The organism is Streptomyces sp. LMG1-1-1.1, from assembly GCF_040815545.1.
GTDB lineage: Bacteria > Actinomycetota > Actinomycetes > Streptomycetales > Streptomycetaceae > Streptomyces.
The window spans coordinates 119,474-145,374 of the sequence record NZ_JBFPNH010000016.1; the positions used below are offsets into that span (position 1 = coordinate 119,474).

The 25,901-nt window shown below is 71.5% G+C and carries 25 protein-coding genes; 13 read left to right on the plus strand and 12 right to left on the minus strand.

The features are described 5' to 3' along the window. Nucleotide 1: 1 nt before the first annotated feature. The 8 genes from MRBLMG1_RS07840 to MRBLMG1_RS07875 form a co-directional block, all read right to left on the minus strand. The gene (locus MRBLMG1_RS07840; protein ID WP_367822099.1) at nucleotides 2-1,150 is read right to left on the minus strand and encodes a phosphonoacetaldehyde reductase; all 1,149 of its coding nucleotides are present in this window, start codon (nucleotides 1,148-1,150) and stop codon (nucleotides 2-4) included. Then, complete coding sequence (gene aepY, locus MRBLMG1_RS07845) at nucleotides 1,147-2,298, minus strand: phosphonopyruvate decarboxylase (protein WP_367822101.1); 1,152 nt, start codon at nucleotides 2,296-2,298, stop codon at nucleotides 1,147-1,149. Before aepY ends, MRBLMG1_RS07840 begins: the two co-directional genes overlap by 4 nt. Next, nucleotides 2,295-3,602, minus strand: coding sequence for a phosphoenolpyruvate mutase (aepX, locus tag MRBLMG1_RS07850; protein WP_367822103.1), 1,308 nt, complete (start codon nucleotides 3,600-3,602; stop codon nucleotides 2,295-2,297). The genes aepY and aepX overlap by 4 nt, the downstream gene beginning before the upstream one ends. A 31-nt stretch (nucleotides 3,603-3,633) precedes the next feature. Then, a complete protein-coding gene (locus MRBLMG1_RS07855; RefSeq protein ID WP_367822105.1) occupies nucleotides 3,634-4,626 on the minus strand; it encodes a FomB family phosphonate monophosphate kinase in 993 nt (330 codons plus the stop codon). Between the two features lie 12 nt (nucleotides 4,627-4,638). After that, a complete protein-coding gene (gene fomA, locus MRBLMG1_RS07860) occupies nucleotides 4,639-5,439 on the minus strand; it encodes a fosfomycin resistance kinase FomA (protein WP_367822107.1) in 801 nt (266 codons plus the stop codon). Nucleotides 5,440-5,442: 3 nt separating this feature from the next. After that, nucleotides 5,443-6,162, minus strand: coding sequence for a DUF402 domain-containing protein (locus tag MRBLMG1_RS07865; protein ID WP_367822108.1), 720 nt, complete (start codon nucleotides 6,160-6,162; stop codon nucleotides 5,443-5,445). 98 nt (nucleotides 6,163-6,260) lie between these two features. Further along, nucleotides 6,261-6,857 (minus strand): (S)-2-hydroxypropylphosphonic acid epoxidase, encoded by a 597-nt coding sequence (hppE, locus tag MRBLMG1_RS07870; RefSeq protein ID WP_367822110.1) that lies wholly within the window; start codon nucleotides 6,855-6,857, stop codon nucleotides 6,261-6,263. 16 nt (nucleotides 6,858-6,873) lie between these two features. Then, a complete protein-coding gene (locus MRBLMG1_RS07875) occupies nucleotides 6,874-8,478 on the minus strand; it encodes a B12-binding domain-containing radical SAM protein (protein ID WP_367822112.1) in 1,605 nt (534 codons plus the stop codon). A gap of 313 nt (nucleotides 8,479-8,791) precedes the next feature. Between MRBLMG1_RS07875 and MRBLMG1_RS07880 the strand changes: the two genes are divergently transcribed. The 13 genes from MRBLMG1_RS07880 to MRBLMG1_RS07940 all read left to right on the plus strand — a co-directional run bounded on the left by MRBLMG1_RS07880 (nucleotide 8,792) and on the right by MRBLMG1_RS07940 (nucleotide 21,849). Next, nucleotides 8,792-9,547 carry an aspartate/glutamate racemase family protein gene (locus MRBLMG1_RS07880; protein WP_367822170.1) on the plus strand — a complete coding sequence of 252 codons (756 nt, stop codon included), beginning with the start codon at nucleotides 8,792-8,794 and terminating at the stop codon, nucleotides 9,545-9,547. Then, nucleotides 9,544-10,953, plus strand: a complete 1,410-nt coding sequence (locus MRBLMG1_RS07885) for a DUF6025 family protein (protein WP_367822114.1) — start codon at nucleotides 9,544-9,546, stop codon at nucleotides 10,951-10,953. Before MRBLMG1_RS07880 ends, MRBLMG1_RS07885 begins: the two co-directional genes overlap by 4 nt. Beyond that, nucleotides 10,954-12,273: an MFS transporter gene (locus MRBLMG1_RS07890; protein ID WP_367822116.1), complete on the plus strand. Its 1,320-nt coding sequence runs from the start codon at nucleotides 10,954-10,956 to the stop codon at nucleotides 12,271-12,273. It abuts the gene before it with no gap. After that, nucleotides 12,270-13,619: a hypothetical protein gene (locus MRBLMG1_RS07895; protein WP_367822118.1), complete on the plus strand. Its 1,350-nt coding sequence runs from the start codon at nucleotides 12,270-12,272 to the stop codon at nucleotides 13,617-13,619. The genes MRBLMG1_RS07890 and MRBLMG1_RS07895 overlap by 4 nt, the downstream gene beginning before the upstream one ends. Further along, nucleotides 13,616-14,716: a succinyl-diaminopimelate desuccinylase gene (gene dapE / locus MRBLMG1_RS07900; RefSeq protein ID WP_367822120.1), complete on the plus strand. Its 1,101-nt coding sequence runs from the start codon at nucleotides 13,616-13,618 to the stop codon at nucleotides 14,714-14,716. Before MRBLMG1_RS07895 ends, dapE begins: the two co-directional genes overlap by 4 nt. After that, nucleotides 14,713-15,720 (plus strand): hypothetical protein, encoded by a 1,008-nt coding sequence (locus tag MRBLMG1_RS07905; RefSeq protein WP_367822121.1) that lies wholly within the window; start codon nucleotides 14,713-14,715, stop codon nucleotides 15,718-15,720. Before dapE ends, MRBLMG1_RS07905 begins: the two co-directional genes overlap by 4 nt. After that, nucleotides 15,717-16,487: a TenA family transcriptional regulator gene (locus tag MRBLMG1_RS07910; RefSeq protein WP_367822123.1), complete on the plus strand. Its 771-nt coding sequence runs from the start codon at nucleotides 15,717-15,719 to the stop codon at nucleotides 16,485-16,487. The genes MRBLMG1_RS07905 and MRBLMG1_RS07910 overlap by 4 nt, the downstream gene beginning before the upstream one ends. Next, a complete protein-coding gene (locus tag MRBLMG1_RS07915; RefSeq protein ID WP_367822125.1) occupies nucleotides 16,471-17,412 on the plus strand; it encodes an aminotransferase class IV in 942 nt (313 codons plus the stop codon). Before MRBLMG1_RS07910 ends, MRBLMG1_RS07915 begins: the two co-directional genes overlap by 17 nt. After that, the gene (locus MRBLMG1_RS07920; protein ID WP_367822126.1) at nucleotides 17,405-18,736 is read left to right on the plus strand and encodes a hypothetical protein; all 1,332 of its coding nucleotides are present in this window, start codon (nucleotides 17,405-17,407) and stop codon (nucleotides 18,734-18,736) included. The genes MRBLMG1_RS07915 and MRBLMG1_RS07920 overlap by 8 nt, the downstream gene beginning before the upstream one ends. Continuing rightward, nucleotides 18,733-19,398 carry an RraA family protein gene (locus MRBLMG1_RS07925; protein WP_367822128.1) on the plus strand — a complete coding sequence of 222 codons (666 nt, stop codon included), beginning with the start codon at nucleotides 18,733-18,735 and terminating at the stop codon, nucleotides 19,396-19,398. The genes MRBLMG1_RS07920 and MRBLMG1_RS07925 overlap by 4 nt, the downstream gene beginning before the upstream one ends. A gap of 115 nt (nucleotides 19,399-19,513) precedes the next feature. Next, on the plus strand, nucleotides 19,514-20,605 hold the full coding sequence (locus tag MRBLMG1_RS07930) for a dipeptide epimerase (RefSeq protein WP_367822129.1): 1,092 nt from the start codon (nucleotides 19,514-19,516) through the stop codon (nucleotides 20,603-20,605). 178 nt (nucleotides 20,606-20,783) lie between these two features. Next, complete coding sequence (locus tag MRBLMG1_RS07935; RefSeq protein WP_367822131.1) at nucleotides 20,784-20,987, plus strand: hypothetical protein; 204 nt, start codon at nucleotides 20,784-20,786, stop codon at nucleotides 20,985-20,987. Between the two features lie 106 nt (nucleotides 20,988-21,093). Then, nucleotides 21,094-21,849, plus strand: coding sequence for a TauD/TfdA dioxygenase family protein (locus MRBLMG1_RS07940; RefSeq protein ID WP_367822132.1), 756 nt, complete (start codon nucleotides 21,094-21,096; stop codon nucleotides 21,847-21,849). Between the two features lie 58 nt (nucleotides 21,850-21,907). Here MRBLMG1_RS07940 and MRBLMG1_RS07945 read toward each other — a convergent pair whose 3' ends face one another. The 4 genes from MRBLMG1_RS07945 to MRBLMG1_RS07960 form a co-directional block, all read right to left on the minus strand. After that, nucleotides 21,908-22,735: a helix-turn-helix transcriptional regulator gene (locus tag MRBLMG1_RS07945; protein ID WP_367822133.1), complete on the minus strand. Its 828-nt coding sequence runs from the start codon at nucleotides 22,733-22,735 to the stop codon at nucleotides 21,908-21,910. A gap of 358 nt (nucleotides 22,736-23,093) precedes the next feature. Next, entirely contained in the window at nucleotides 23,094-23,594 is a 501-nt protein-coding gene (locus MRBLMG1_RS07950; RefSeq protein ID WP_367822135.1) for a CYTH domain-containing protein, read from the minus strand. Nucleotides 23,595-23,612: 18 nt separating this feature from the next. Continuing rightward, nucleotides 23,613-24,410 (minus strand): alpha/beta fold hydrolase, encoded by a 798-nt coding sequence (locus MRBLMG1_RS07955; RefSeq protein WP_367822137.1) that lies wholly within the window; start codon nucleotides 24,408-24,410, stop codon nucleotides 23,613-23,615. Between the two features lie 91 nt (nucleotides 24,411-24,501). After that, on the minus strand, nucleotides 24,502-25,779 hold the full coding sequence (locus tag MRBLMG1_RS07960; protein ID WP_367822139.1) for an MFS transporter: 1,278 nt from the start codon (nucleotides 25,777-25,779) through the stop codon (nucleotides 24,502-24,504). Nucleotides 25,780-25,901: the final 122 nt, after the last annotated feature.

Consider the following 25,901-nt stretch of genomic DNA (forward strand, 5'->3'; position numbering starts at 1 on the left):
CTCAGGAACACCTCATGAGCAGGTCGGCGAGTTCGTCCTGGGAGAAACGAACCGGGTTGTTCCGCAGGCGTTCCGCGTTGACGGCGGCCGCGAGGCCGCGGACCTCGGGCTCGGTCCGCACGCCCACGTCGGACAGGCGCATCGGGAGACCGATGCGGTGGGCGAGCGCGACGAAGCGGGAGCCCGATTCGGCGGGCCCGGAGGCGCCGAGGACGCCGGCGATGTCGTCGAGGGCACGCCGGTACTCCGACGGCCGGACGGATGTGCGCAGGTCGGAGGCGTCCGCCTGGGCGTGCGCGTCCAGGAAGGCGCCGAGGCTCAGCGCCACGGCGTGGCCGTGGCTGACGCCGTAGCGGCTGGTCAGCCGGTACGAGAGGGCGTGCGCCCCGGTGGTCTTGGAGCGGTTGATGGCCCGGCCCACGAGGTGGCTGCCCACCGCCATGGAGCGGGCGACGCCGGCGTGGGGCGCGGCGACGAACTCCTCGATGCCGGCGAGGAGCAGCCGCAGGCCGCGCCGGGCCAGGCTCCGGCTCTCGTCGTCGCCGTCGACGGCCCAGAGGCTCTCGATGCCCTGGGCGACGGCATCCGCTCCGGACGTGGCGCGCTGGTGGGGGGAGCCGCTCTCGGTGAGGGCGGGGTCGATGACGGCGAGGTCCGGCAGCAGCGCGGGGCCGGCCACCGAGTGCTTCGCGTCGCCGACGTACACCACGGCGAAGTGGGTGGCCTCGCTGCCGGAGCCGGAGGTCGTCGGTGCGAGGGCGAGCTTCATGCGGCGGGTGTCGGTCGCCGGACCCGAGCGGATCCGGTCCTCCAGGTCGGCGCGGGGGACGCCGTCGAGCACGCAGAGCAGCTTGGCCATGTCCATGGCGCTGCCGCCGCCGACGCCGACGACGGCGTCCGGGCGCAGCTCGCGGACGGCGTCGAGCCCGCGGGCCACGTCGTCGACGGCGGGGTTGGGCGAGAAGTCGTGCCAGCGGCGGACCAGGGTCCGCGGGCCGAACGACTCCAGCATCCGTGACGCGCCCGAGGCCTCGAAGGACCGGGCGCCGTGCACCACGAGCACCCGGGTCGCGCCGAGCCCCTCCACCAGTTCCGGCAGCGACGCGATGGCACCCCGGCCGTAGTGGACGACGGGACCGCGCGGATTCACGAGGGGTTCCCCCGCTCCGTCAGAGCCCGCCGGACGGCGGCTCCGCTCTCGGCCGGGGTGACGGTGGGCCGCCCGAGGTCGCCGCGGCTGCCCGGCCTGACCCGCAGTTCGAGCAGGGCGGGACCGCCGGTCCGCCGCAGCCGGGCCAGTTCGTCCGGCAGGTCGTCCAGGGAGGACAGGGTCACCGCGTGCCGGTAGCCGCAGTGGCCCGCCAGCGCCGGCACGTCGACCTGGCCGATGGAGGTGGGCTGGCCGCCGACGCTGTCGTGCACGCCGTTGTTGAAGACGACGTGGAAGTACGAGGGCGGGCCGTGCTCCGCGATGACGGGCAGGGCGCCGAGGTGCATGAGGAGCGCCCCGTCCCCGTCGAGGCACCACACCTCGCGCTCGGTCTCCCGGAGCGCGATGCCCAGGGCGATGGAGCTGGCGTGTCCCATGCCTCCCACGGTGAGGAAGTCGATCTCCTCCGCGCCCGCCCGCACCCGGTGCTCGTACAGCTCGCGGCTGAGCATGCCGGTGGTGGACACCACGACCTGGCCCGTGCCGATCTCCGCGATCAGCGCGCCGAGCGCCTCCTCCCGGGTGGGCAGGCCGGATTCCGGCCCGGTGGCCGGGACGGCGGCGGGGACGCCCGCGGGGGCGAAGGTCCCCTTCTCCACCAGGAAGGCGTAGGGGGTGCCGGTGGCGACCGACTCGGCGACGGCCTTGCGTACGGCGTCGCCGGCCGCGTCCTCCTCGGCGGGCAGGACCGACCACGGGAGCTCAAGGGCGTCCAGGAGCGCCGGCATGATCCGGCCCTGCTTGCGGTGCTGGGGCTCGTCGGGCACGCCCGGCTGTCCCCGCCAGCCGATGAGCAGGATCATCGGGATGCCGTACACCTCGGGGTCGGCGAGCGAGGTGAGGGGGTTCACCGCGTTGCCGATGCCGGAGTTCTGCAGGTAGACGACGGCGGGGGTGCCCGTGCGCAGGTAGTGGCCGACGGCCAGGCCGACGGCGTTGCCCTCGTTGGCGGCGATCACGTGGTCGGCGCCGGACGCGCCATCGCCGACGTACGCGTTGAACTCCTTGAGCAGGCTGTCCGGCACGCCGCAGTACAGGGAGACGCCTTCGGCCGCCAGGTACCCCGCGAGGATGTCGGGACGGATCATCCGGCGTTCTCCGGAATGATCGACAGGGCGTCCTTGATCGAGGCCAGCATGGACTCGGCCTCGTGGGCGCGGCCGTGCTGGAGGATCGACTGGACGACCTTGGTCACCTGGGGGTAGACCGCGCGCATGAGGTGATTCGCGTAGATCACCATGTTCACGCCGGCGTCGGCGAGTTCGGACTCGCGCACGCTGCTGTAGCTGGTGGGGACGACCACCAGGGGCACCCGGCGGGGCAGCTTGTCGAAGTAGCGGCAGAACTCGAAGATCTCCGCGGGGTCCGACTGACGGCTGTGGATCATGATGCCGTCGGCGCCGGCGTCGACGTACGCCTCAGCGCGGTGCACGGCGTCCGCCATGCCCTTCTCCAGGATGAGGCTCTCGATGCGGGCGATCACCATGAAGTCGTCGGTGATCTGCGCGCGCTTGCCGATCCTGATGCGCTCGCTGAAGTCCTCGACGCTGGACTGGGTCTGGGGGACGTCGTTCCCGAAGAGGGAGTTGCGCTTGAGTCCCTCCTTGTCCTCGACGATGACCGCGGAGACGCCGAGCCGCTCCAGGGAGCGCACGGTGAAGCCGAAGTGCTCGGGCTTGCCGCCCGTGTCGCCGTCGAAGACCAGCGGCTTCGTGGTGACCTCGAAGAGCTCGTTCACCATCTGCAGCCGGGAGGAGACGTCGACGGCCTCGGTGTCCGGCTTGCCGCGGGCGAGGGAGTCGGTGAGGGACGAGGACCACATGCCGTCGAACTCGCGGGCCTGGTTGTCCACCATGACCTTGGAGTTCTCGATGATCAGGCCGGTCAGGCCGTTGTGGACCTCGAGGATCCGGACGATGTCCTTGCTGTCGAGGAGCCGCCGGAGCCGGGACAGCCGCACGTTGGGCGTGGTGCCGACCTCCTTGACGGACGAGTGGAGGCGGGTCGACGAGATCCCCGGCGTGTACGGGATCTCCACCAGCTTGCCGCCCCACTCGGACAGCACCTCGATGACGCGCTCGCGGGTGTGCCGCTGCACGCCGGACTGCCAGTCGTCGCCGTGGACGACGAAGTCGGGGCGGACCGTGCGGAGGTTCTCGGCGTAGTCCAGGGTCTTCTGGGGCACCACGGAGGTGACGCCCTTGAGGTTCTCGACGACCGCCTTGCGCTGCTCGTACGTCATGTGCGGCAGGCGCTTGTAGCTGGCGATGGCGGCATCGGTCAGCAGACCGATGGTGATGTCGCCGAGTTCCGCGGCCCGGGACAGGATGTTGATGTGGCCCGGGTGGATGAGGTCGGCACTCATGCCGACGTAGACGATCGGCCGGTTCATTTGACAGTTACTCCCCTGCTAGGGCGCCGCATCATTCGGCAAGCTGCTTGAGCGTCGAATCCCGGACTTCCTTGGCCAGCATGTCTGCGTTCGCCCGGAAGCAGCGTGCGCCCTCGACCAGTTCGGTGAGCTGCGCCCGCATCCGGGCCAGGGAGTCGACGTAGGTGTCGAAGTCCCCGTGATGGGCGAGCAGATCGTCCTTGAGGCCGTAGGTGGTGACCGCGAAGGAGAACTGCTCCATGAAGGTTCCGGCGGCGGCCGGCGAGATCGGCATGAGGCCCTGGGGGCGCGCGGGGTCGTAGTCGACGATGACGACGTTCCGCACGGGTGCCGTGCTGATCTGCGGACTCTCGAAGAGAGTCGAGGAGTCCGTGACGTAGTCGCCCGACTCCATGTGCGCCGTCAGGTCGTGCTTGTCGATGAGTTCACCGAAGCACTGGTCGCGGCGCACCCGGATCGAGGAGGGGACGCCGTGCGCGATCCCGTCCCTGACCAGCGTGTGGGTGTTGCTGAGGAACCGGGCGCCGTTGAGGCACGCCTGGGCCAGGAAGACCGTCTTTCCGGCGCCGTTGCGCCCGACCAGCAGGGTGGCGCCGGCACCGGGCAGCTCGAAGCCGGCTGCCTTGAGGTGCAGGTAGCCCTGGTCCGCGGAGAAGACGGTCAGGATGTGCTTGACGAAGTAGGGCCAGACGGTCTTCTCGAGGTTCCGGCCGAACACGTAGAACGTGCGGCCCACCGTGACGAGGTGCGCGGGTTCGCCGAAGTAGTGGACGAGGTAGTAGCCGCCCTTGAACCGCTTGCCGCGGAAGGTCCGGTCGGTCCGGTCGGCGTACAGCTCGGCCGGGACGTCGTCCCGGTCCAGGTCGACGCAGACGACCTCGTAGTCGGCGGTCGCGTCCGCGTCCTCGGCGAAGGCCGAGAAGTAGGAGTACGCGGCGAATTCCTCGCGGTTGGTGGAGAGCCTGACCTTCACCAGGTTGAGGTCGACCACGCGGCTGCTGCGGATCGTGAGGTGTTCCAGCATTGACCGTTCCCCTTACACAGAAGCAGTCGCGGTGATCCTGGTGGACCGCACGTGCGCCGGCCAGGAAGAGAACGGGGTGGTCAGGAAGTCGAGGTCCGTGTCGGGGTGACCCCGCATGACGAAGCACTCCGCGCCGCCGCGGGCGCAGGCGACCAGGGCGTCGAGCTTGGTGTGCATGGCGCCGGTGGCGTCCCATTCGCTGCTGCCCCACAGCGCGGCGTACGCCTCCTCGGGCGAGCGGGCGTCGACCTCGGGCAGGATCGTGTCGCCGCCGGCGCCGTCGGTCACGATGCCGTCGACGTCGGTGAGGGTGACGACCCGGAGGCGTCCCTCGACCATGGGCAGGAGGACCTCGGGGACGCGGTCGCTGGAGAACGCCCAGAGCTTTCCGTGCTCGTCGAACAGGGCGTCGCCCGCCAGGACCGGCAGCACTCCCTGGTCGAGGACGGACCGCAGGACGTCGGACCGGAGTTCCGGTGCGCCGTCGCGGAGCGTGCACAGGGCGGCCAGCTGCAGCGGGAAGGCGTCCGCCCCGACCTCGCGGAGCTTCTGCGCCCACCGCTTCTTCACCTCGAACGTGGCCTCGGTGAGGCCGGCGAGGGAGAACGCGTTGCTGGTGTCGTGGTCGCGGATGGCTCCGTGACCGAAGGCGCCGCCGCCGCTGATGAGCACCATCCGGCCCCGGTACGCCTCGCCGAGCCGTGCGAAGGTCCGGGCGAAGCGCGTCACCGCCGCGTCGTCCATGCTGCCCGGTTCGTCCTTGCGGGAGAACAGGCTGCCGCCAACCTTGATGGCCAAGAAATCGGGCGTCATTCCCTAGGGTCCTTCGGTCTCGAAAGTCTGCAAGAGGGCGTTCCAGTCGGCCGGCGGCTCCCACCGCGACCAGCTCGCGTCCCACCACGGGGCGCCCGCGGCGATCTCTCCCGCGACGTCCGCCGCCTCCGCCCGGATCGCGGTGGCCTCCTCGGGCGAGAAGTGCCCGAGCCGGGCCCGCTCCTCGAACTTCTCCAGGTCCTTCCACCGGAAGGTCCGCGACTCCGCCGGCACCACGAGGTCGATCTCGTGGTCCAGCGTGCTGAAGCCGGTGGGGGTTCTCCGCCACGGCGCTTCCACGTTCACGTACCACTCCCGGAACGCGCCGGTCTCCGCGTCCCTGAGCACCCAGACCGAGTGCCCCCGGCCGGGCCGGTGCAGCTGCAGGATCCCGGCGCTCCGCCACCGGTCGCCGAACTGCCCCCAGGGGTGGGGGCCCCAGCCGAACGGGCCGGCGCCGAAGGTGAGGAGGGTGCCGTGCGACAGGTAGACGGCGACGAGGTCGGGGGTGTCGGCCACCACGCGGACGGGATACGAGATCCACGGCCGCCCTTCGAGTTCGTCACGGCGCTCGACGACGTCCCCGTAGGCGAACGTGCGCGGCGCGGTGGCCGCGGAGGCGTGCGCTTGCGGGGCGGTGGCCGCGGAGGCGTGCCCGCGTGAGGCGGTGTCCGCGGAGGCGTGCGCGGGCGGCGCGGTGTCGTCGTAGTGGGCTGCTGCCATCGTCGTGTGCTGTCCTGTCCGTTCGGCGACTCGGCAGACCGAGCTGCCTCAGGGGACCGCGAGGTACGGGTGGAGGAGTCCACCCGTACCTCTCCGGATCAGAAGTTGACGGCGATCAGCTTCGCGGAACCCGTGCCCTTGGCCGCCGTGAAGGCGTGCGGCACGTGCTCCTCCACGAACATGCTCGCGCCGGTCGGGAGGAGGGCCTCCTTCGGGTTCTCCTTGTCGCCCCACTTCATGTGGATCTCGCCCTCGAGCACGAAGAGGAACTCGTTGCCGGCGTGGCCCGAGTTGAACTTCGCGTCGTCGGGGTCGTCCGTCAGCACGTCCACCACGAGGGGGACGAGCGAGGGCGCACGCTTGGTGCGGACGAGACAGTTGTAGACGTAGTAGTCGACGTTGTCCCGCACACCCTTGAGGATCGGGCGCTCGTCCGGCATCTGGATGATGACGCCGCCGTCGAGGTCGTTGCCCGCCGACGGGGTGAGGGCGCCGATCGACGTGCCGAGCACGTCGGCGATCCTGCCCAGCTGCGTGAGCGTCAGCTCGCCGCCCTCGCCGTTCTCCCAGGCCGCCACGGTCTCGGGGGTCTCCCCGAGGAGCGAGGCCAGGGCGGCGTGGTCCATCTTGACCTGCTCGCGCCGGTCCTTGAGGAGCTCCGCGAAGCCCGTGCTCGCCGTGTTGGTGTTGCTCATTTCGCCCTCCCAGATTTCAGTACTGGTTTGCGTTCCACTGCTTCTGCGGCGTGTAGTCCCGGTCACGCCGCGCATTGAAGTCCCGGTTGAATTTCGCGGCGAGCTCCGCGATCTCTTCGCCGTCCCACAGGCCGGGGACGTTGATGATCCCCTGCTTGTAGGTCATGCGGTAAAGAGACTCTTCCGGGTCCACGAACCCCTGGCGAATGCACTCGCGCAGGAGCTCGGAACCGACGATCGGCGACGCCGCGAAGAACGAAGCACTGCTGAATCCGGCTTCCTCGGCATAGTCGTAGGAAGCCTGCATCTCCTCGATGGTTTCGCCGGCGTTTCCGAACATCGGCGGCATGCCGATGATGAAGAAGCCGTGGACGTGCATTCCAAGGCTTCGCGCGTACTTGATGAGGTGCGAGGTCCGTTCGAGGTTGAGCGGCTTCTTGATGAGTTCCTTGAGGACGCGCTGCACGCCGCTCTCGATGGCGAACGTCACCTGGTAGGCGCCCGACTCGGCCATGAGGTCGAGCAGCTCTTCGTCCATGCGCCACAGCGCGGTGCCCTGCGGGGTCGCCCAGGGGAGGCCGACCTCCTTGAACGCGCGGAACAGCTCGCGGGCGTGGTCCATGTCGTTCGTGATGTTGTCGTCCTGAATATGGAATTCGTCGATTCCGTATTCGTCGCGCAGCCTGAGGACCTCGTTGACCACGTCCTGGACGCTTCGCCGGCGGAGCTTCTGGCCCCAGAAGTGGGTGGTCGTGCAGAAGGTGCAGTGGGCCGTGCACCCGCGGCTGGTGTAGAGCTGGCCCACCCGGGAGCCGACCGTGTAGGGCGACTGGTAGGCCTTGATCTCGAAGTACTTCTCCATGTTGTAGTGGTGCCAGGCGGGGAACGGGATGTGGTCCAGTTCGCCGGCCATGCTCAGCATGGGAGAGGACTTGCCCGTCTCGGGGCCTTCGGGGCGCATCGAGCTGATCAGCGGCAGCTCGGGCTTGATCTGGATCTTTCCGTCGCCGTCACGCCACGCGATGCCGTGGACCTCGTCCTCGCGCACGTTGCCGTTGAGGTGTTCCAGCCACAGCAGGAAGGTCATCTCGCCTTCGCCGAGGAACACCGCGTCGAGGTTCGGGTCGTCCAGACAGGCCTTCGGGAAGTAGCGCGCGTGCGCGCCGCCGATCGAGGTGACGGCCTCGGGTGCGACCAGGTCCGCCAGTTTCAGCAGGTGGTGCACGTTGTCGGCCTGGTTGCTGAAGATACTCGAGATGCCGATGACGTCGGGCCCGAACTCCTTCATGACCTTGATGACGTCGTCGTCCGACAGGCCGTAGCGGAGGAACTGCTCGTCGCCGTCGACGGGCTGGGCGTTGTAGTAGCCCTCCGCGAAGACGTCGAGGATCTTGACCTCGTAGCCGTACTTCTCGAGGACGGCCGCGATGTATCCGAGGCCCAGCGGGTACGTACATCGCGGAAGGTCGTGCCGGAAGAGCGTGGCCGACGGATTCAGCAGCAGCACCTTCTGGTAGCGCCGCGATTCCGGCTTGCCGACCCGCTGGGGCAGATCACCCCATCTGATGGCCGGCTTCCCGTGCAGGGCGAACTCGGTGGAGCCCAGAGAACCGATCGTCATGAGATTCTGTTTAGTGCTCAAAACCGCCGCGTTTCTCGTGAAAGGGACCCGGATGGACGCATGGAGATACAACTCTCCGATGCCGGTTAAAACGCCGCCGTCCGAGCGTTCGGACGTGCCCACCCGGTAGCCGCTGCACCATCAGGGACAAGGATTCGGTGCGCCCCATTACGCCGTTCCCCCGGCGTCGAGCGTGAAGTGGCGATCAACGTAATACTCAAGTCTGAAAGCCGTCAACATTCTTACGCAACACCTTGCGGGATGCCCGGTTTGCACCGCTTGCCCGTTGACACTTATGCGCCATGACCGTCATATGCCACCGGTTTGGGGTTGTTTTCCGGCCGCTGCCCGAAGCAGGCTGAACTACGTGAGTAACGCGGCGATAGACCACTGGCAGAAGATAGGCATTATCGGCGGGCTTGGGCCGCTTGCCTGCGCTAATTTCTACATGCGTCTCGTCGAGCTGACGGCGGCCGGCAGCGACCAGGAGCACCCGGAGGTCCTCCTCCTGTCCAGCCCCGCCATCCCCAGTCGGCTCGACCACCTCCTGTCCGACGGGCCTTCGCCGGTGGCGCAGCTCCAGTCGGTGGCGCGGCGACTCCAGGACGCCGGGGCCCAGTTGATCGCGATGCCCTCCGTCACCACCCAGGCGTACTACGCCGAGGTCTCGGCCGCGGTGGACGTTCCCGTGGTCGACATGCTCCAGGTCGTGGCCTCCGGTCTCCGGGACGCCGGCGTCCTGCGCCCCGCCCTCGCCGCCACCGACGGCGCCCTGAAGCTCGGCCTGCTGCACCGGGCCCTGGTGGACGCGGGCCTCACCCCCGTCTATCCGGACCCCGCGACGCAGCGCGAGATCCAGGAATGCGTCGAGATGGTCAAGTCCGGTCGTGTCCTGGAGGCTTCGGCCCAGCTGCGCAAGGCCATCGAAGGGCCGTGGACGGAATCCGGGGACGGCGTCGTCGTCGGCTGCACGGACCTGTCGCCGCTGCTGCCCGAACTCCCGCCGCACGTGCACGACGTCACGCGCATCCTCGGCCGGGCCGTCCTGGACCTGGCGTCCGCCCGATGACCACGGCACTCGCTCTGGACCCGCACGGCCTGGTGGAGATCGGCCTCGACCAGGAGGCATGGGGCGAACTCCGGTCGGGAAGCTCGGGATTCGTGGCCCGCCACATGGGCCGAGCACAGCTCCCCATGGCCGAACTGACCGCGTCGATCGCCGCGTTGCCGCTGACCCCGATCCGCACCGGGCACCTGGCCGACTGGGGCGACATCGGTTCCGGGCGCAGCACCGTCCTGGACTACAACCGGGTGGTCTGCCGCACGCCGGGGCTCGCCCGCCCCCTCCTCTACGACTTCAACCAGACCGAGGACACCGCCCTCGCGAGCGGTGACACCCTCTTCCTGCCCGGCTCCGTGATCGACGCCGGTGTGCGCGGCAGGCTCCCGCTCCGGCGCTGGTCGCCGGACGGCATGGTGCGGCACGACGGCGAGGGCTCGCTGTTCGTCCCGTACGCGGAGACCGAGTGGGACGGTGAGCGGCTGCCCCTGACCGAGCTGCACCGGCGCCGGATGCGCGCGCACTTCCCCGACGCGACGTTCCACTCCGACCTGCTGACCGGCGACGAGGATCGGGTCACGGAGGTGCTGCTCACGCTGCTCCGCGCCGCCGGCCCGGACTCCCGGGCGCTGGCCTTCGTGTTCGACCGGATCGTCCACCGCGACGGAACCGTGGAGCGCTTCAAGCCGACCCTGGACGAAACGGGCTACCGGCTGGGTCCCGTCACCTACCCGACGGCCGAGGCGCTCGTCGCGGCGAGCCTGCTGCCCGCGCGGGCGGCGGTCACCGCCGAGCGGTTCACGGTCGCGGACGCCGCGCCGCCGCCGCACGCGCCGCTGCTGTCCGTGGACGCGGTCACCCTGCTCTACGCGGTCCTCGGCACCCACCGCGAGCCGGGACAGCCCCCGGTCTGCGGGGACTTCGACGTGCACGTGCAGTGGGGCGCCCTGGCGATGGGCGGCTACCCGCCGCAGCGCCGCGGGTACTTCTTCAGCGGCGCGAAGAAGACCAGGTGGATGTACGAGGCCGTGGTGCGCGACCTCTCCTGGGCCGCTCCCCTGCTGTTCGTCATCGCGCCCACCGCGCCGTTCCTGCTGTGGCCGTCCTCGCGCGAGCCGCGCGACGTGGAGCTGGTCGAGGACCTGCTCACCCGGGTCCGTACGGCGATCTCGGCCTGGCCCGAGCGGGTGGACCGGACGGCCCCCGAGATCCAGCGGGTCGTGGCCGAATGGCTCGCGGCCGAGGGTGCGGAGCTGTCGGCGGCGTTCCGCCGGCAGATCAGGTGGGGCGACCGGCTCTCGCCGGACGGTCGGCCGCTGCCGGCCGGGGAGCCGGTCGAGCCGGCGGGGTTCGCGACCCTGACCATGAGCCAGGCGTGCCAGGTGGTCGGCGCCCTGGTCGAGGCGGTGGCCTGAGTGGCGCTCGCCCCGTCTCCGGTGGCGCCCGCCCGGCCCTCCGCACTGGCCTTCAAGATCTTCCTGGGCGGCCAGACGGTGTCGCTGGTCGGCGACGGTCTCGCGATCCTCGCCATCCCCCTGCTCGTCCTGCAGATCAGCGGCAGTCCCTCGGCCGCGGTCCTGGCCGCGATCCCCCGTACCGTCGGGTATCTGGCGGTGGGCCTGCCGGCGGGTGCGCTGGTGGACCGGATGAACCCGCGCACCGTGATGCTGGTGATGGACGCGGTGCGGTTCGCGGTCTTCGCGACGCTCGCCACGCTGGGCGCGCTGTCCCTGCTCCAGGTCCCGGTGATCCTCGCGCTGGCCTTCGTGGCCGCGGCGGCGGGGGTGTTCTTCGAGACGGCGCTGGCCGTCGCCGTGCGCGACAACGTGGAGGAGGACCGGCTCGTCCGGGCCAACTCCCTCCTTGAGGCGGCCAACCAGAGCGCGCAGATCGTCGGCCCCGGTCTGGTGGGCGTCCTGACGGCCGTGGTCGGGCTGCAGGCGGCGCTCCTGGTCACCGCGAGCACGTTCGTGGTGTCGTTCGCCACGGTGTTCAGCGTCCTGAAGGGCGACCAGTCCGGCGCGGCGCCGTCCGTGCCGCTGTCGGTGGCCCTGCGCGGGATCGGCAAGGACCTGGCCGAGGGGATGCGGTGCCTGCGTTCGCTCCGGATCGTCCTCGTCATCACCTGCCTGCAGGCGAGCGCGAACCTGTTCCTGGCCGTGGCGACGCTCCTGGTGTTCTACGTCCGCAACACCCTCCAGCTCGGGGACTCCGCGGTGAGCATCGTCGTCACCGCCGGCGGGGTGGGCGGAGTGCTGGGCGCGGCCGCCGCCTTCCGGCTGGGCGGCAAGGTGCGCCACGAGGTCCTGATCACCCTGGGCGCGGCGTGCCTCGGCACCGCCCTGACCGGTCTCGGTGTGGCGACGTCGCTGGTCCCGCTGCTGCTCCTGAACCTGACGATGAGCGCCTCGGCGGTGCTCGCGGTGGTCATCATCCGCACCGTCCGCCAGAGCGTCGTGCCCCGTCACCTGCTCGGCCGGGTCACCGCCACGGCCCGGGTGACCGCCCTGGTCGCCAGCCCGGTCGGGGCCCTCGTCGGCGGCGCGCTGACGACGATGAACCACGGGGATCCGGCGCCGGTGTTCCTGGGCGCCGGTGTCCTCAGCGTGCTGACGACCGCCGCCGCCTGGTTCCTCGGCCTCCGGCACGTCGCGTCCCGGCCGGGCGGCTCGCCGGCGCCCGCGGCCGCCGCCGCGCCCACTCCCGAGAGCCACACCACGAAGGAAGAGTCGTGACCAACCAGCTCACCCAGCGGTACGTGGCATCCGTCGACGACTCGGCGGTCCGCGACGCCGTGCGGAAGACCGTGGACGCCGAACTCCTGCGCGTCGCCTACGGCGGGGCGTTCCTGAGCCGTCCCGTCTTCCTCGACCATGCGCAGCAGGAGGGTCTGGGCAGCGACCTGGCCGGCGTCTTCCGGCTGCTGACCGCCCTGCCGGATCTGGTGGCCGACGGCGACCTGGCCCGCTACTGCGAGCTCGTCGGCATGACGCCCTCGCAGGCCGACGCGGTGCGCAGGACGGCGGACCGCCCGCCGGTGCCGCTGGGCCGGGCGGACCTGTACCACGACGGCGAGGGCTTCCGGCTGCTGGAGTTCAACATCAGCAGCGCCCTCGGCGGCTTCGAGAACGCCGAGATCAACCGGGCCCTGCGGGACGTGCCGGCGATCGCCGACTTCGCGGAGCGGGAGCGGCTGCGGCACGTCGACACCCTCGGCGAGATCGTCCGCGTCATGCTGGACACCCACACGGCGCCGTACTGGGGCGACCGCCCGTTCGTCGCGATCGTCGACACCCCGAGCAGTTTCACGGGGCTGGAGCGCAGGCTCGGCTTCATGGCCGAGCTGCTGGGCGCGTACGGCATCGACGCGGTGGCCTGCCACACCGGGCAGCTCGACTCCCGGGACGGGCGGCTGTACGTCGGGGACCGTCCCGTGGACATCGTCTACCGGTTCTTCATCATCGAGGACCTGCTGGAGGAGCAGGGCGAACTCGAGCTGATCGACCCCGTTCTGCGCTGTCACGAGAACGGCGGCGTCACGGTCTTCGCACCCCTCGACACCGAGATGTACGGGAACAAGCGGGCGCTGGCGCTGCTCGGCGACGAGCGGGTGCGGCAGTCCCTGTCCCCCGAGGACCTCGCTCTGGTGGACCGCTTCGTCCCCTGGACCCGGCGGGTGCACCGCGGTGAGGTCGAGGTGGGCGGCGCGTACGTCGATCTGGAGGCGTACTGCGTGGAGAACCGTGCCGACCTGGTGCTCAAGCCCAGCCTGCTGCACGGCGGCACGGGCTTCGCGGCCGGCTGGCTGATGAGCGCGGCGGAGTGGCGCGAGGCCCTCGACGACGCGCTGCGCAGCCCGTTCGTCGTGCAGCGCCGTGTCGCGCCGGCCCCGGAGACGTTCACCGAAGGCGATGTCGCCGGTCCCAGCGTGCTGAACTGGGGTGTCTTCATGGCGGGCGACCGCTACGCCGGGGCGATCGTGCGCGGCGTGGCCGACCCGGACGTGGGCGTGGTCAGCATGGGCGCCGGCGCGCGCGTCGGCGGCACCTTCCACGGGCCCGACACGAGCGGGGCGCTGTGACGCCGCAGGGTGCTCCGGGCCGCCCCGGCGCCGCGGAGCGGGCCAAGGAGCTGGGCGAGCTCACGCTGCGCCTGATCCGCATGCCGTCCGTGAGCGGTTCCGAGGCGGCCGTCGCGGACTTCGTGGAGGAGCGGCTGCGCCGGCTCGGGTTCTTCGAGGTGTTCCGCCTCGGGGACGCGGTCGTCGCCCGCAGCGACTTCGGCCGCGACCGGCGGGTCCTGCTGGCGGGGCATCTGGACACGGTGCCGGACACGGTCCCGCCGCAGCCGGCGGAGCTGGTGGACGGCGCGGTGACCGGACGCGGCGCCGTCGACATGAAGGGCGGCCTCGCCGTCCTGCTGCGCCTCGCCGAGCACGCGGTGCGCGGGGCGGAGCACGACTGCACGCTGGTTTTCTACGACCAGGAGGAGGTCGGCAGCCACCGCAGCGGCATGCACCGCCTGAGCCGTCTGCACCCCGAACTCCTGCGGGCCGACGCGGCGATCCTGCTGGAACCCACCGGCGGCTGGCTGGAGCCGGGCTGCCAGGGCAGCCTGCGGGTCAGTGCCGCGTTCCACGGCCGTGCCGCGCACACCGCCCGCCCCTGGCAGGGCGTCAACGCCGTCGAGGTGGCGCTGCCGGCCGTGGAGCGCTGTGCTTCCCACAAGCCTGAGGTGGTGACGCTGGACGGCCTGCGCTACCCCCAGGCACTGCAGGTGGTGGGGGTCGCCGCGGGCGGCGACAGCAATGTGGTGCCGGACCGGTGCGTGGTGCACCTGAACGCGCGCTACGCCCCGAACCGCACCAGGGACGAGGTGCTCGCCGAGCTCCGGGAGCTCCTCGGGCCGGACGCGCGGGACCTTGAGGTCACGCTGGACTCGCCCGCCGCGCCGCCGTCCCTCGGCCACCGCGTACTGACCCGGCTGAGCGGTCTCGTCGGGGAGCGGGTGCGGCCCAAGCTCGGCTGGACGGACGTCGGACGGCTCGCCCAACTCGGCGTGCCCGCCGCCAACTTCGGCCCCGGTGACCCGGAACTGGCGCACGGCCCGCGGGAGCGGGTGGGCCTGGACGAACTCGTCGAGGTGTACGACGTACTGGAGCGGGTGATGTCCGGATGACCGGGTCCGCGCTCGCCCGGCCGCTGCCGGGTACGCCCGAACGCGTCGCCGACGTCCGGGTGACCGATGTGACGCTGCGGGACGGCGGCTACCTCAACGGCCACGCGTGGACGGCGGACCAGGCGCACGCCGTCGTCGGGGCCGTCGCGGCCGCCGGGGTCCGGCGGATCGAGGTCGGGTACGCCAACGCCGGGGCCGGGTTCCCCTCGCGCGTGCTGCTGGGCGAGCTCGTCGCGGCGGCGGGTCCGGCCACCGTCGTCATGATGGTGAAGCCGTTCGGCGGCGAGCCCGACTGGGCCGCGCTCGCCGGTCACGGCGTGGGGGCGGTGCGGTTCCCGGTCGCCGTGGCGCGGGCCGGGGAGATCGGGCCGGTGCTCGACCGGGCCCGCCGGGCCGGTCTGGAGACGGCCGTCAACCTGACCCGGGTCAGTTCGGAGGCCCTGGACGCGGTGGTCGAGGCCGCCGCGGCGGCCGCCGAGCTCGGCGCCGGCACCCTGTACGTCGCCGACTCGAACGGCAGCCTGACCCCCGACTCGGCCGACGAGCTCGTACGGGCCCTGTGCGCCGCCGTGCCCGTGCCGATCGGCTTCCACGGGCACGACAACCTGCGGCTCGCCCTCGCCAACACCCTGGCCGCACTGCGTGCGGGGGCCTCCCACGTCGACGCGTCGTTCGACGGGATCGGCAAGGGCGGCGGCAACCTCGTCCTGGAGCTGCTGCTCGCCTACCTGCGGTCCCGTGGCCGGCACGACTTCACGCTCCGGCCGCTGGCCCCGCTGGCGGAGGTCCTGCGGGAGGAGACGGCGACGCGACGGCGGCAGGAGTCGGCGGCCTGGGCCGCCGGCGTGTTCGACCTGGACATCGACCAGGCCGAGCCCCTCTTCTCGCGGTCGCTCGACCACATCCTGGCTTTCGTCGACGCGGCCCCCCACCGGGGGCCGGACCGCACCGGGGACACGGACACCCCCACCCTCCCTGACCCTCGAAGAACGGAAGTGACGTGACCGACTTCGTCGACGGCCTCGACCGGATGATCCGCGAGCGCCGGAAGATGACCAGCCCGCTGTACCAGACCATCCTGACGGGCAAGGCCACCGAGCGCCTGCTCGCCGAGTTCGTACGCCACCGCTGGCCCATCAAGAGCATGTGGACCCGCAACATCCTGGGCATCGCCTCGCGCATCGAGGACTACCGCCTGCGTGCGCTCCTCGTGGAGAACGTCTACGAGGAGGAGACCGGCGCGCTCAGCGGCAGCAAGCGCCACCTGGAGACGTTCGCCGACTTCGGTGTCTCGGTGGGCGTGCCCCGGGAGTCGCTGTCGACCGAGGACCCGCGGCCCGAGACCCGGGCCGTGATCGAGCACAACGTCTCGGTGTGCAACTCCGACGTCCACTTCACCGCCGGTGTGGCCTCCGTGCTGCTGCTGATGGAGGGCCAGCCCCCGATCGTCAGCGACGGCGGGAACAGCATGCTCTCCGTCATGCGGGACGTGTACGCGCTCCCCGCGTCGGGGCTCGAGTTCTTCGTGCACCACGCCTCGGCCGACCACGATGCCGACGCGGTGAGCGAGCTGGAGGACGAACACGCCGACGCCGCGCGGGAGTTGCTGCGCCGCTACTGCACGACGCCCGAGCTACAGGAGGGGGCCCGCACCGCCCTCGCGCGCGCCCTCGAACTGCGCCACCGGCACTTCGACATGATCCTCGCCGCGGGCTACGACCCGTCGGAGCCGGTCTTCAGGTACCAGGGCAGTGATGACGACAACGCCTGACCCCCGGAACGGCGCCGGACCCGCGGACACGGTGTTCCACGCCGGCCGCACGGTCCCCGCCGACCAGGCGGCCCTGCGGGTCGACAGCATGGCGCTGCGCTACGGACTGTCGGTCTTCGAGGGCGTACGGCTCTACCGGCGCGCCGACGGCGGGCTGCGGCCCTGGCTGCTGGCCCAGCACGTGGAACGCCTCCGTTCGTCGATGGACGCGATGCGGCTCCCCGACCCCGGTGTCGACCGGCTCGCGGAGATCGTCGACGAGCTGACCGACCTCAACGGCCTGACCGACGACGCCTACTGCCGGATCAGCGTCAGCGCGGACGGCCCCGGCCTGATCGACGCCCCGGTCCGCTCGGCGCTCACCGTCACCGTGCGCCCGATGGGCCGCAAGCGCTGGCTGGCCCGGTCGGAGGGCATGCGGCTGCACGTGAGCGGCTGGCAGCGGCCGTCCGCGGCCGTGCTGCCCACCCACGCCAAGAGCATCTCCCAGTACGCCGGTTCACGCGTCGCCCTGATGGAGGCGAAGGCCGCCGGATACGACGGCTGCCTCCTGACGACGCCCGAGGGCCATGTGGCCGAGGCCCCGACCGCGACCCTGTGCACCGTCCACGACGGCGTGCTCGGCACGCCGCCGCTCAGCGACGGCGTCCTGCCGGGCGTCACCCGCGCCTGGGTGCTTGCCGCGTGCCGGACCCTCGGCATCCCGGCCGCGCCGGCGGCGATCGACGCGGACCGGCTGCGCGGTGCCGACGAGGTGTTCCTGTGCGGCACGGGCCTGGAGTTCGCGACCGTGCGGGCGATCGACGCCGCCGGGGTACGGGAGTGGCCGGCGTCCCCGGTCACGGGCCGCCTCGTGGACCGGTACTTCGCCGAGGTACGGGGCGAGGTCCCGGCCACCGACGTGTCGTGGAGCCCCGTTGATTGACTGGATCAGGACCGGGGTGACCACCGCCGAACTCGCGCGGTACCCCGACCGGGCGCTGCGCCTGACCTCCGAGCTCGTCGAGGCCGGCCCGCCGCTGCGCAACCGCCCCTTCCCCCTCTCGCCGAGCGCGCTGTTCGTCGAGGCGTCGCGCGTCGCGGACCACGTGTCCCGAGTCGAGGCCTATGTCGCGCTCCTCGACAAGGTGCTCGCGCTGTACCGCGCGGACCCGGAGGTGCGGGCGTTCTTCGGCCTCTCCCCCGCCGCGGAGCGGCTGATCCTCGCGTGTGACGCCGCCCTCGACCGGGTCTCCGTCGCGCGGATCGACGGCTACGTGGACGCCAGGACCGGTCGGCCGCGGTTCCTGGAGAACAACGCGGACGCCCCGGCGGGCGCCGTCTTCACCCCGCGGATCAACGCCGTCGTGGCGGACGTCCATCGGCAGCTGGGTCTCGACGGCGGCGACCCCGGCGACTTCGCCTTCCGGGACGACCGCTCCTTCGCCGCCCATCTCCTGGCGCAGGCCGGGCGGCACGGCGCGCCCTCCGCCGGCGTCCGGGTGGCCGTGCTCCAGCCCCGGGGCGCCGCCGGCGTCGAACCCGTCGAGCTGGTGGCGCAGTTGAACGCGCTCGGCGCCACGGCGTTCCTGGCGGACCCCCGCGAGATCGAGCTCGTCGACGGCTCCGTGCGGTTCGCCGGCCGGCCGGCCGACCTGTGCTGGAACAAGGTGAACACCGTGCTGTGGCGCGGGCTCGTGGAGGACTCCGCGGACCTGGTCGACCGGTGGTGCCTGGCCCTCGCCCACGAGGGGTTCCTGCACCTGAACCCGATGGGTGCCCGCTACGTGGCGGAGAGCAAGCTGGCGCTCGCCCTGGTGCAGGACCCGCGGTTCGCCGACCGCTTCGACGCGGCCGAGCGCTCGCTCGTGGCGGAGGTCCTCCCCTGGTCCCGCGCCCTGCGCGGGGGCAGCGGCCTGCCGCCCGAGGCGGAGATCCGGGCCCGGGCGTCGGACTTCGTCCTCAAGGAGCCGTACGACATCCGCGGTGACGGGGTCCTCGTGGGCCGGGCGACGCGCGGCGACGTCTGGGGCGACGCCGTCGCCGCCGGGGCCGCGCAGGACCGCCTGCTCCAGGAGTACGTGCCGCCGCTGACCTGCCCGGTGCTGTGCGAGGACGGCAGGACGGTGCCGATGGCCGTGAGCCTCGACTCGTTCGTCTGGGGCGGGCGGTTCGTCGGATTCGGGGCGAAGGCCTCGACCGGTGACCGCGTGAACGTCTTCCAGGGCGGGCGCAAACTGTCCGTCCGTGTCTCGGGGAGCACGCCGTGAACGAGTCGGCGACGGTACCGGCGGAGCTCGTCGCCGCCGACACGGCGGCGGTCAGCGACGCGCTGGACATGCTGCGGATCGACGGCTGCGTGCCGGGGCTGCGCCACCTCTCCGGCCGGGGCTTCGTCGCCGGGCCCGCCTTCACGGTCCGCTTCGAGCCGGTGCGCGAGGGCGAGGCCGGGCCCGCCGGCGACTTCCTCGACGACGTGCCCGCCGGGGCCGTCGTCGTGATCGCCAACGCCGGCCGGACGGAGGCCACCGTGTGGGGCGACGTGCTCAGCCGGGTCGCCCGGCACCGGGGGGTGGCCGGCACCGTGATCGACGGCGTGTGCCGGGACGTCGGCGGCAGCCGCGCGGTGGGCCATCCGATGTGGGCCCGCGGCGTGTTCATGCGCTCGGGGAAGAACCGGGTGCGCATGCGGGAGGTGGGCGGCGTCGTGGAGGTGGGCGGCGTCCGCGTGGCTCCCGGCGATCTCGTCTGCGCCGACGAGTCCGGGGTGGTCGTGGTGCCCCGGGACCGTGCCGCGGAGGTGGCCCGTCTGGTGGCCGACATCAGGGACCGCGAGGAACGGATCGTGGCGGCGGTGCTGGCCGGGCGGTCGCTGGCCGCCGCCCGTCAGGACTTCGGCTACCACCAGTTGTCCCGCCCCGTGGAGCGGTAGCGCCGCGGGACGGCGTGGGCGGGACGTTCCCGCATCCGACGGCGGGGCCGTACGACCGCGTGCCCGGTCGCGCGCCCCGACGCGTCACGTTCAACCAGAACAGGAAAGGCAGTTCATGCGCATCACCGACCTTGTCGTCCACCACCGTCAGGTCCCCCTCCGGATGCCGTACTCCTCGGTCATCCGGGGAACCGTCGACGAGGCCCACGTCACCCTGGTCGAACTGGTCCTGGAGGACGGCAGCTCGGCGTGGGGCGAGGCCGTGTCCATGCCCGCCGTGACCGGTGAGACCCCGGGGAGCGTGGTGGCCGCGCTGAACGGCCCGCTGCGCGCGGCCGTCGTCGGCCGGCGCACCGAGAACCTCGAGGAGACCTGCGACCGCGTCGAGCGGAGCATCCTCGGGAACGGCGGCGCCAAGGCCGGCGTCGAGATCGCCCTCCACGACGCCTTCGCCCGCGGCCTCGGGACCCCGCTCTACCGCGCGCTCGGCGGCGGCCACGGGACCATGGAGACCAGCATCACGGTGGGCCTCGGCACCCCGGACGAGATGGCGCTGCGGGCGACCGAGCTGGTCAAGGACGGCTTCACGGCGCTCAAGCTGAAGGTCGGTCACGCCATCGCGCACGACGTCCGGCGCGTGGAGGCGGTGCGCGAGGCGGTCGGTCCCGACATCCGGCTCCGCCTCGACGCCAACCAGGGCTGGAGCGCCAAGGAGTCCGTGCGGGCGGTGCAGCTCCTGGAGGACCGCGGGGCGGACATCGAACTCATCGAGCAGCCGGTCGCGGCGCGGGACCTGCGCGGTCTGCGCTTCGTGCGGGAGCGGGTCGCCACCCCCGTGGTGGCGGACGAGAGCGTGCTCACCCCGCAGGACGCCCTGGAGGTCGTGCGCCAGGAGGCGGCGGACATCCTGAGCATCAAGGTGCAGAAGAGCGGGGGCGTGCGGGGCGTGCTGCGTATCATCTCGATCGCCGAGGCGGCCGGGCTGACCTGCATGATCGGCTGCTCCCTGGAGACGGAGATCTCCATCACGGCCGCCGCGAGCGTGGTCGCCGCCCGCACCGCGGTGACGCATGTCGACCTGGACGCCCCGCTGTGGCTGGGTGCGTCTCCCGTCCGGGGCGGAGTCTCCTACCGCGGTCCGGTCCTGGAACTGCCGGAGGCTCCGGGCCTCGGTGTCGACGGCGTGCTGCCGGAGCCGCTGGGCTGAGCGCGTCGGGAGCGGGGCCGGGGGTACCTCGGCCCATTGCTGCCACGGCCTCTCCGCGCCAGGCTCGAAGCCTTGCCTCGGTTCGGGTGCTCCACAAGAATCTTGAGCACCTACGTAATTCGCAGCGCCTCACCAAAGGCGCTGCCGTTTCCCGAACATGAGAAGCGGAAGCACAAACATGGCACGCAATTCGCACCCCCGCAACACCCACTACGAGCTTGCCCGGAAGCGATCCTTCCTGGTGGCCGCGAACCTGGCGGCGACGGCGATCCTGGCGCTGGTCCTGGCGGCTCAGGCCGCTCCGGCCGCCGAGAACGGCCGTCACGTGGCGAGCGCCACGACGGACGGGGCCCTGATACTCGAGGACCTGATCTGGGGCTAGCGCGCGTACGTCGGGGGGGCGACGTCCGAAGCAGCTCCGGGTCTCACCTTCCGGCAACCGCACTCGAAGCCGACCGATCCATCAAAAGAACGGAAAGTTAAGAATCGTGAGCAAGTTGCCGGATAGCGTTCTGTCCTGCACCGACGTCAACGGGGATCTCCTGTCCGACGGCGTCCTCCGCTACGCGTTCCACCAGCTGCTTGGTAACAACGGGTACGTGCACGTGGTCAACGTGCCGAAGTCCTTCGACCACGTCGCGTTCCTGAAGGAGCTCGGCGACTTCCAGCCGACGCCCACGGGGACCGTGGTCGGCGATCTGAAGCCCGAACCCGACATGGACGACACCTATCACGCGCAGAATCGCAAGTCGCTGCTGCCGCACAGCGAGGGCTACGAGTTCCGCGGCGTCCCGCCGCGCTACCTGGGCCTGTGGTGCGTCACGCCGGCCTCCGGCGAGGGTGGCGAGACCACCATGCTCGACGGCAACCAGATCCTGGACGAGTTCACCGAGGACGAGCGGCAGCGCCTGTTCGACACGACGTACGAGTGGAAGTCGACCGACGGCCTCTCGCGGCGCGGCGTCGACGTCCGGGTCGCGCACCCCGTCCTGGAGAACCGCAACGGCGGCCGGGTGTTCCGCTTCTCCTACAACAACATGATCGTGCCCGAGGGTGACGAGCTCGCCGCCCGCCTCTGCGAGCGCGGCAAGGAGATCTACGACGAGAACCACATCGCGGTCAGCTACGAGCACCGCGACCTGATCGTCTGGGACAACTGGCGGATGCTGCACTCCCGGAACGCGTTCGAGGACCCCTCGCGGCACCTCAAGCGCGTCCAGATCGCGGCCCCGGTCGACGCCTGACCCGACACCGGCCCGCCGCCGCTCCGGGACGAGCCCGTGGCGGCGACGGGTCGGCGGATCACTGGAGCCAGCCCATGCTCATCGCCTTGGCCCCGGCCTGGAACCTGGACTCGACGCCCATGAGGTCCATGAGGCCGGCGAGCAGCCGACGGTAGGTGCGGATGGACACGCCCAGTTCGCGTGCCACGGCCTCGTCCTTCATGCCCGACACCATGGCTCTGAGCATGATCCGCTGCTGGGGCGTCGGCTCGTCGACGACGGTCTCCGTGGCGTCGGCCAGCGGCGACGCCATGAGCCAGCAGAGCTCGAAGACCTTGGTCAGCAGCTGGACCATGCTGCCGCCCCGGAAGAGCATCAGCGCCATCTCGCCCTCGGCGGCCGAGGCCGGCGCCATCGCCCAGTGCCGGTCGACGATGATGAGCCGGAACGGGAGGGCGTTGGCGAGGCGCACCGAGACGCCGTGGTCGACCAGCGACTGGAGGTGCATCGCACCCCGCGGCACGCGGCTCATCGGCGTGAGGTGGATGGTGCGCATGGCGACGCCCTCGGGCAGGTTGTGATTGCGCTGCATCCCGTCGGCGAGTTCCGTCGACGGGAGCACGATCCCCGGGTGCATGGAGATGATCTCCTCCTGCGCCAGGGACGGTACCCGGTCGAGCAGTTCGGCGATCCGGTCCTGACCGACGATCAGCTCCGCGTCGACCGCGCTCCGCTCCGCCGGGCGGAGCCGTACGAGCCCGGCCGTGGCCGCTTCGATGGCGGCCGAGACCTCCTCCGCCTCACGGGCGATCCGGCTCAGTGAGGTGCGCGACGCGGACAGCAGCCGTCTGAACTCCTCTTCCGGAAGCGGTGACTGGTCCGGCCGATCGGGCTTACCGGTAGGCATGCGCCACCTCAAGCAAATGAAATGGCGTCACGCGGGCGCCAGGAAGTCCGGGTATTACGTCCGCGAGTGTGGCAAATCCCATGGCAGTGCAAAATTCCCCTAAAGTTGCATTGATCGCTTGGTCACAGGAAGTAAGCGGTCGCTTGGCGGGCACCATGATCGCACATAACCCTGTGCACGCCCCCGACCGAACCGGTGAACTCCCAAGCACCCCACCCCCTGCGCAAATGGCCTCAACGAGCACAATGCCTTCGATTACCACCAGGCGCGAGTGATAATCGAAGGCAAGGAGTGCACGGTCAAGAGGACGCCGAGCGCCTATCCGGGGTTGACGCGTCGGCAATGCGTCACATATGGGTCAGGGGCGGGGCATTCGCCCCCCGGGAAAGGCCCGGGCGGCCAGTTCGCGATTACTCCACGCCGGGTCACCGGTCAGTTCCTCGCCGAACCACTCCGGCGGGCGGAACGCGCGGGCGGCCTCGACGCTGTCGAACTCGACCTCCACGACCCGCAGACCCGCCAACTCCCCTTCGTACACGTCGACCACCGCGGTCGCGCCGTCGATCGGGACCGTCCAGCGGCACTTGCTCAGCCGGTCCTCCCCCGCGAGCGCCCAGAGCTGCTCGAAGACCTCCTCGGCGATCGGGAACTCTACCTCCCGGCGCACCATCGGGTCCCCGCCCTGGTCAGCGGCCTTCACGGTCATCACCCGGGCCGCGCCCTTGGCCCGGACCCGGATCTCGCTGCCGGCGCCCGGCGCACTGAGGTACGCCTGCCGGAGGTCGCCCGCCGAGGCGCCGTCCGGGACGCGCCAGTCTTCGGCGACCATGAATTTGCGCTCGATCTCGAAGTTCGTCATGTCCGATCCCACTCTCCTCTACGACTCCGCCGCTGAAAGGTCCGTGCCGCTCCGCGGCGCACAGGCGCCGGCGATCCACGCCGCCGTGGTCTCCGGCTGCTCCAGCCAGAAGAAGTGACCGGCCGGAACCAGGGTGAACCGGGCGCCCGGGATCGCCGCGGCGATCCGCTCGCCCGCGTCCGCCGGGACGAGCCGGTCGGCGTCGCCGTGGACGACGTGCGTCGGCACGCCGATGGCGTGCAGCCGGTCCGCCGTGCTGTGCCGGGTCACCGCGGCGATCTGGCCGGCCGTCACCTGGGGCGGCACCGGCAGCGTCAGGACGGCCTCGCGGTACTCGTCCCAGGCCCCGGCCCGTACCCCGTCCGGGTCCTTCACCCCGACGCGGAACACGTTGCGCACCGTCGCGAGCGGGTCGCCGCGGACGACGGCCGCGGCGAGGACGTCCAGGACCTCGGGCGGCGCGCCGGTGCCCCCGGTGTGGGTGCAGCCGAGCAGCAGGCCGGCGACCCGGTCCGGGTGGCGCAGCGCCAGCTCCTGGGCGACGAGACCGCCCATCGAGACCCCCAGGACGTACGCGCGCGACCAGCCCAGCTCGTCGAGCAGGGCGGCCGCGTCGTCGGCGAGGTCCGCCACCCCGAAGGCCCGGTCGACGGGTGCCGAACGGCCGGTGCCGCGGTGGTCGTACGCCACCACGTCGAACGACTCCGCGAGGAGCGAGAGCAGTCGCTCGCCCCAGTGCAGGGAGTGCGCGGCGGTGCCCTGGATGAGCAGCAGGGGCGCGCCCGTCCCGCGGCGGAGGTAGTGCAGCCTCTCCATACGTACAACTTTCAGCATGTTCGGGTGGGATGCGGCGCGGTGGCGGGCCGGGGGCGGCGTTCGCGGGCGCCGCCCCCGGCCCGTGCCGGGTTCACGCGGCGCTGGGCGCCGCCTCGGCGACCGGCTGCGAGCGCGACCAGACCCGCTCGATGAAGGCGCAGACGAAGCCGCCCGCCATCACGACCAGCGCGAGGACGATCCAGCCGGGCTTGCCCCAGTTGATGCACATCGAGATGACGACGATCGGCGCCACGGCCTCGGCCAGGCCGTGGCCGAGGCCCATCACTCCCTGGTACTGGCCCTGGGCCTCGGGCTTGGCCAGGGCGAAGGAGAGCTCGAAGGTCCCGGCCGCCTGCCAGACCTCGGCCAGGGCGTGCAGGACGACGCCGACGATGAGCAGGGTGAGCGCGACCCCCGCGGACGGGCCCGACGCCAGGGCGATCAGGACCCAGGAGACCAGGAACACGGGGCCGGACAGCGCGAGCAGCCGGGCCGCGGACCGCGGTCCGGTGATGGAGCGGGTCGCGGGCACCTGGGTGGCTGCGACCAGGATCGACTCGAAGAAGAGGACGATGGCCGCCATCCAGCGCGGCGCCTCGGTGTGCATGACGATCCACACGGGCAGCGCGGGGACGAGCACGAAGTACTGCAGGCTCGTGATCGACGAGGTGGCGGTCAGCGCGAGGTAGGGGAGGTCGCGCAGGGCCACCCAGCGGCGCTCCTTCGCGGCCGGCTCGGCCCCGTCCCCCTCCTCCTTCTTCTCGGCGCGGGTCGGGGGGATGTGCGGGAGGCGCGTGAGGATCGCCGCGGCGAGCAGGAAGGTGACCGTGTCGGTGACGATGACGGACACGTAGGCCGGCCGGGTGTCGAAGGCCAGGACGACCGCCGCCCCGATGGTGCCGATGGCCAGGCCGACGTTGGTCACCGCGCGCAGGTAGGTGCGGTACTGCGCGCCCTTGTCCCCGGCCAGTACGCCGATCATGGCGCCGCGTGCGCTGACGGTGCCGGCCCGGCCGACGGCCGCCGCGGCGGCCACGACGATGAGGGACCACAGGCTGTTCACGAACAGGAGGGAGATGCTCGCGGCGGCCTCGAGGAGCATGGAGCCGATGACGACCTCGCGCGAGCCCCGCCGGTCGGCCCAGTCGCCGATGACGACGCCGGCGCCGAAGCCGCACAGCGAACCGACGGTCAGGCCGATGCCCGCCTCGGTGGGGGTGAACCCGGCGGACCGGATGAGGAAGATCGTTCCTGCGGACAGGAAGATGCCCATGCCGATCGTGTTGACGACGGTCGCCACGGCCAGCAGCCGCTGACGCGGTTCCTCGGGACCGCGCAGCGTGGTGCGGAGCTTGGTCATCCGGCTCATGGCGTGGTGCCCTCGCTGACCTGCCGCAGGGCGTGCGGAGCGTTCACTGTGTCTCTCCTGGCTTCGGGTACGGGGGGGTGCGCAAGGAAGTTCGCGGTGGGTGCCGTGCCCGTCGCGGGGCC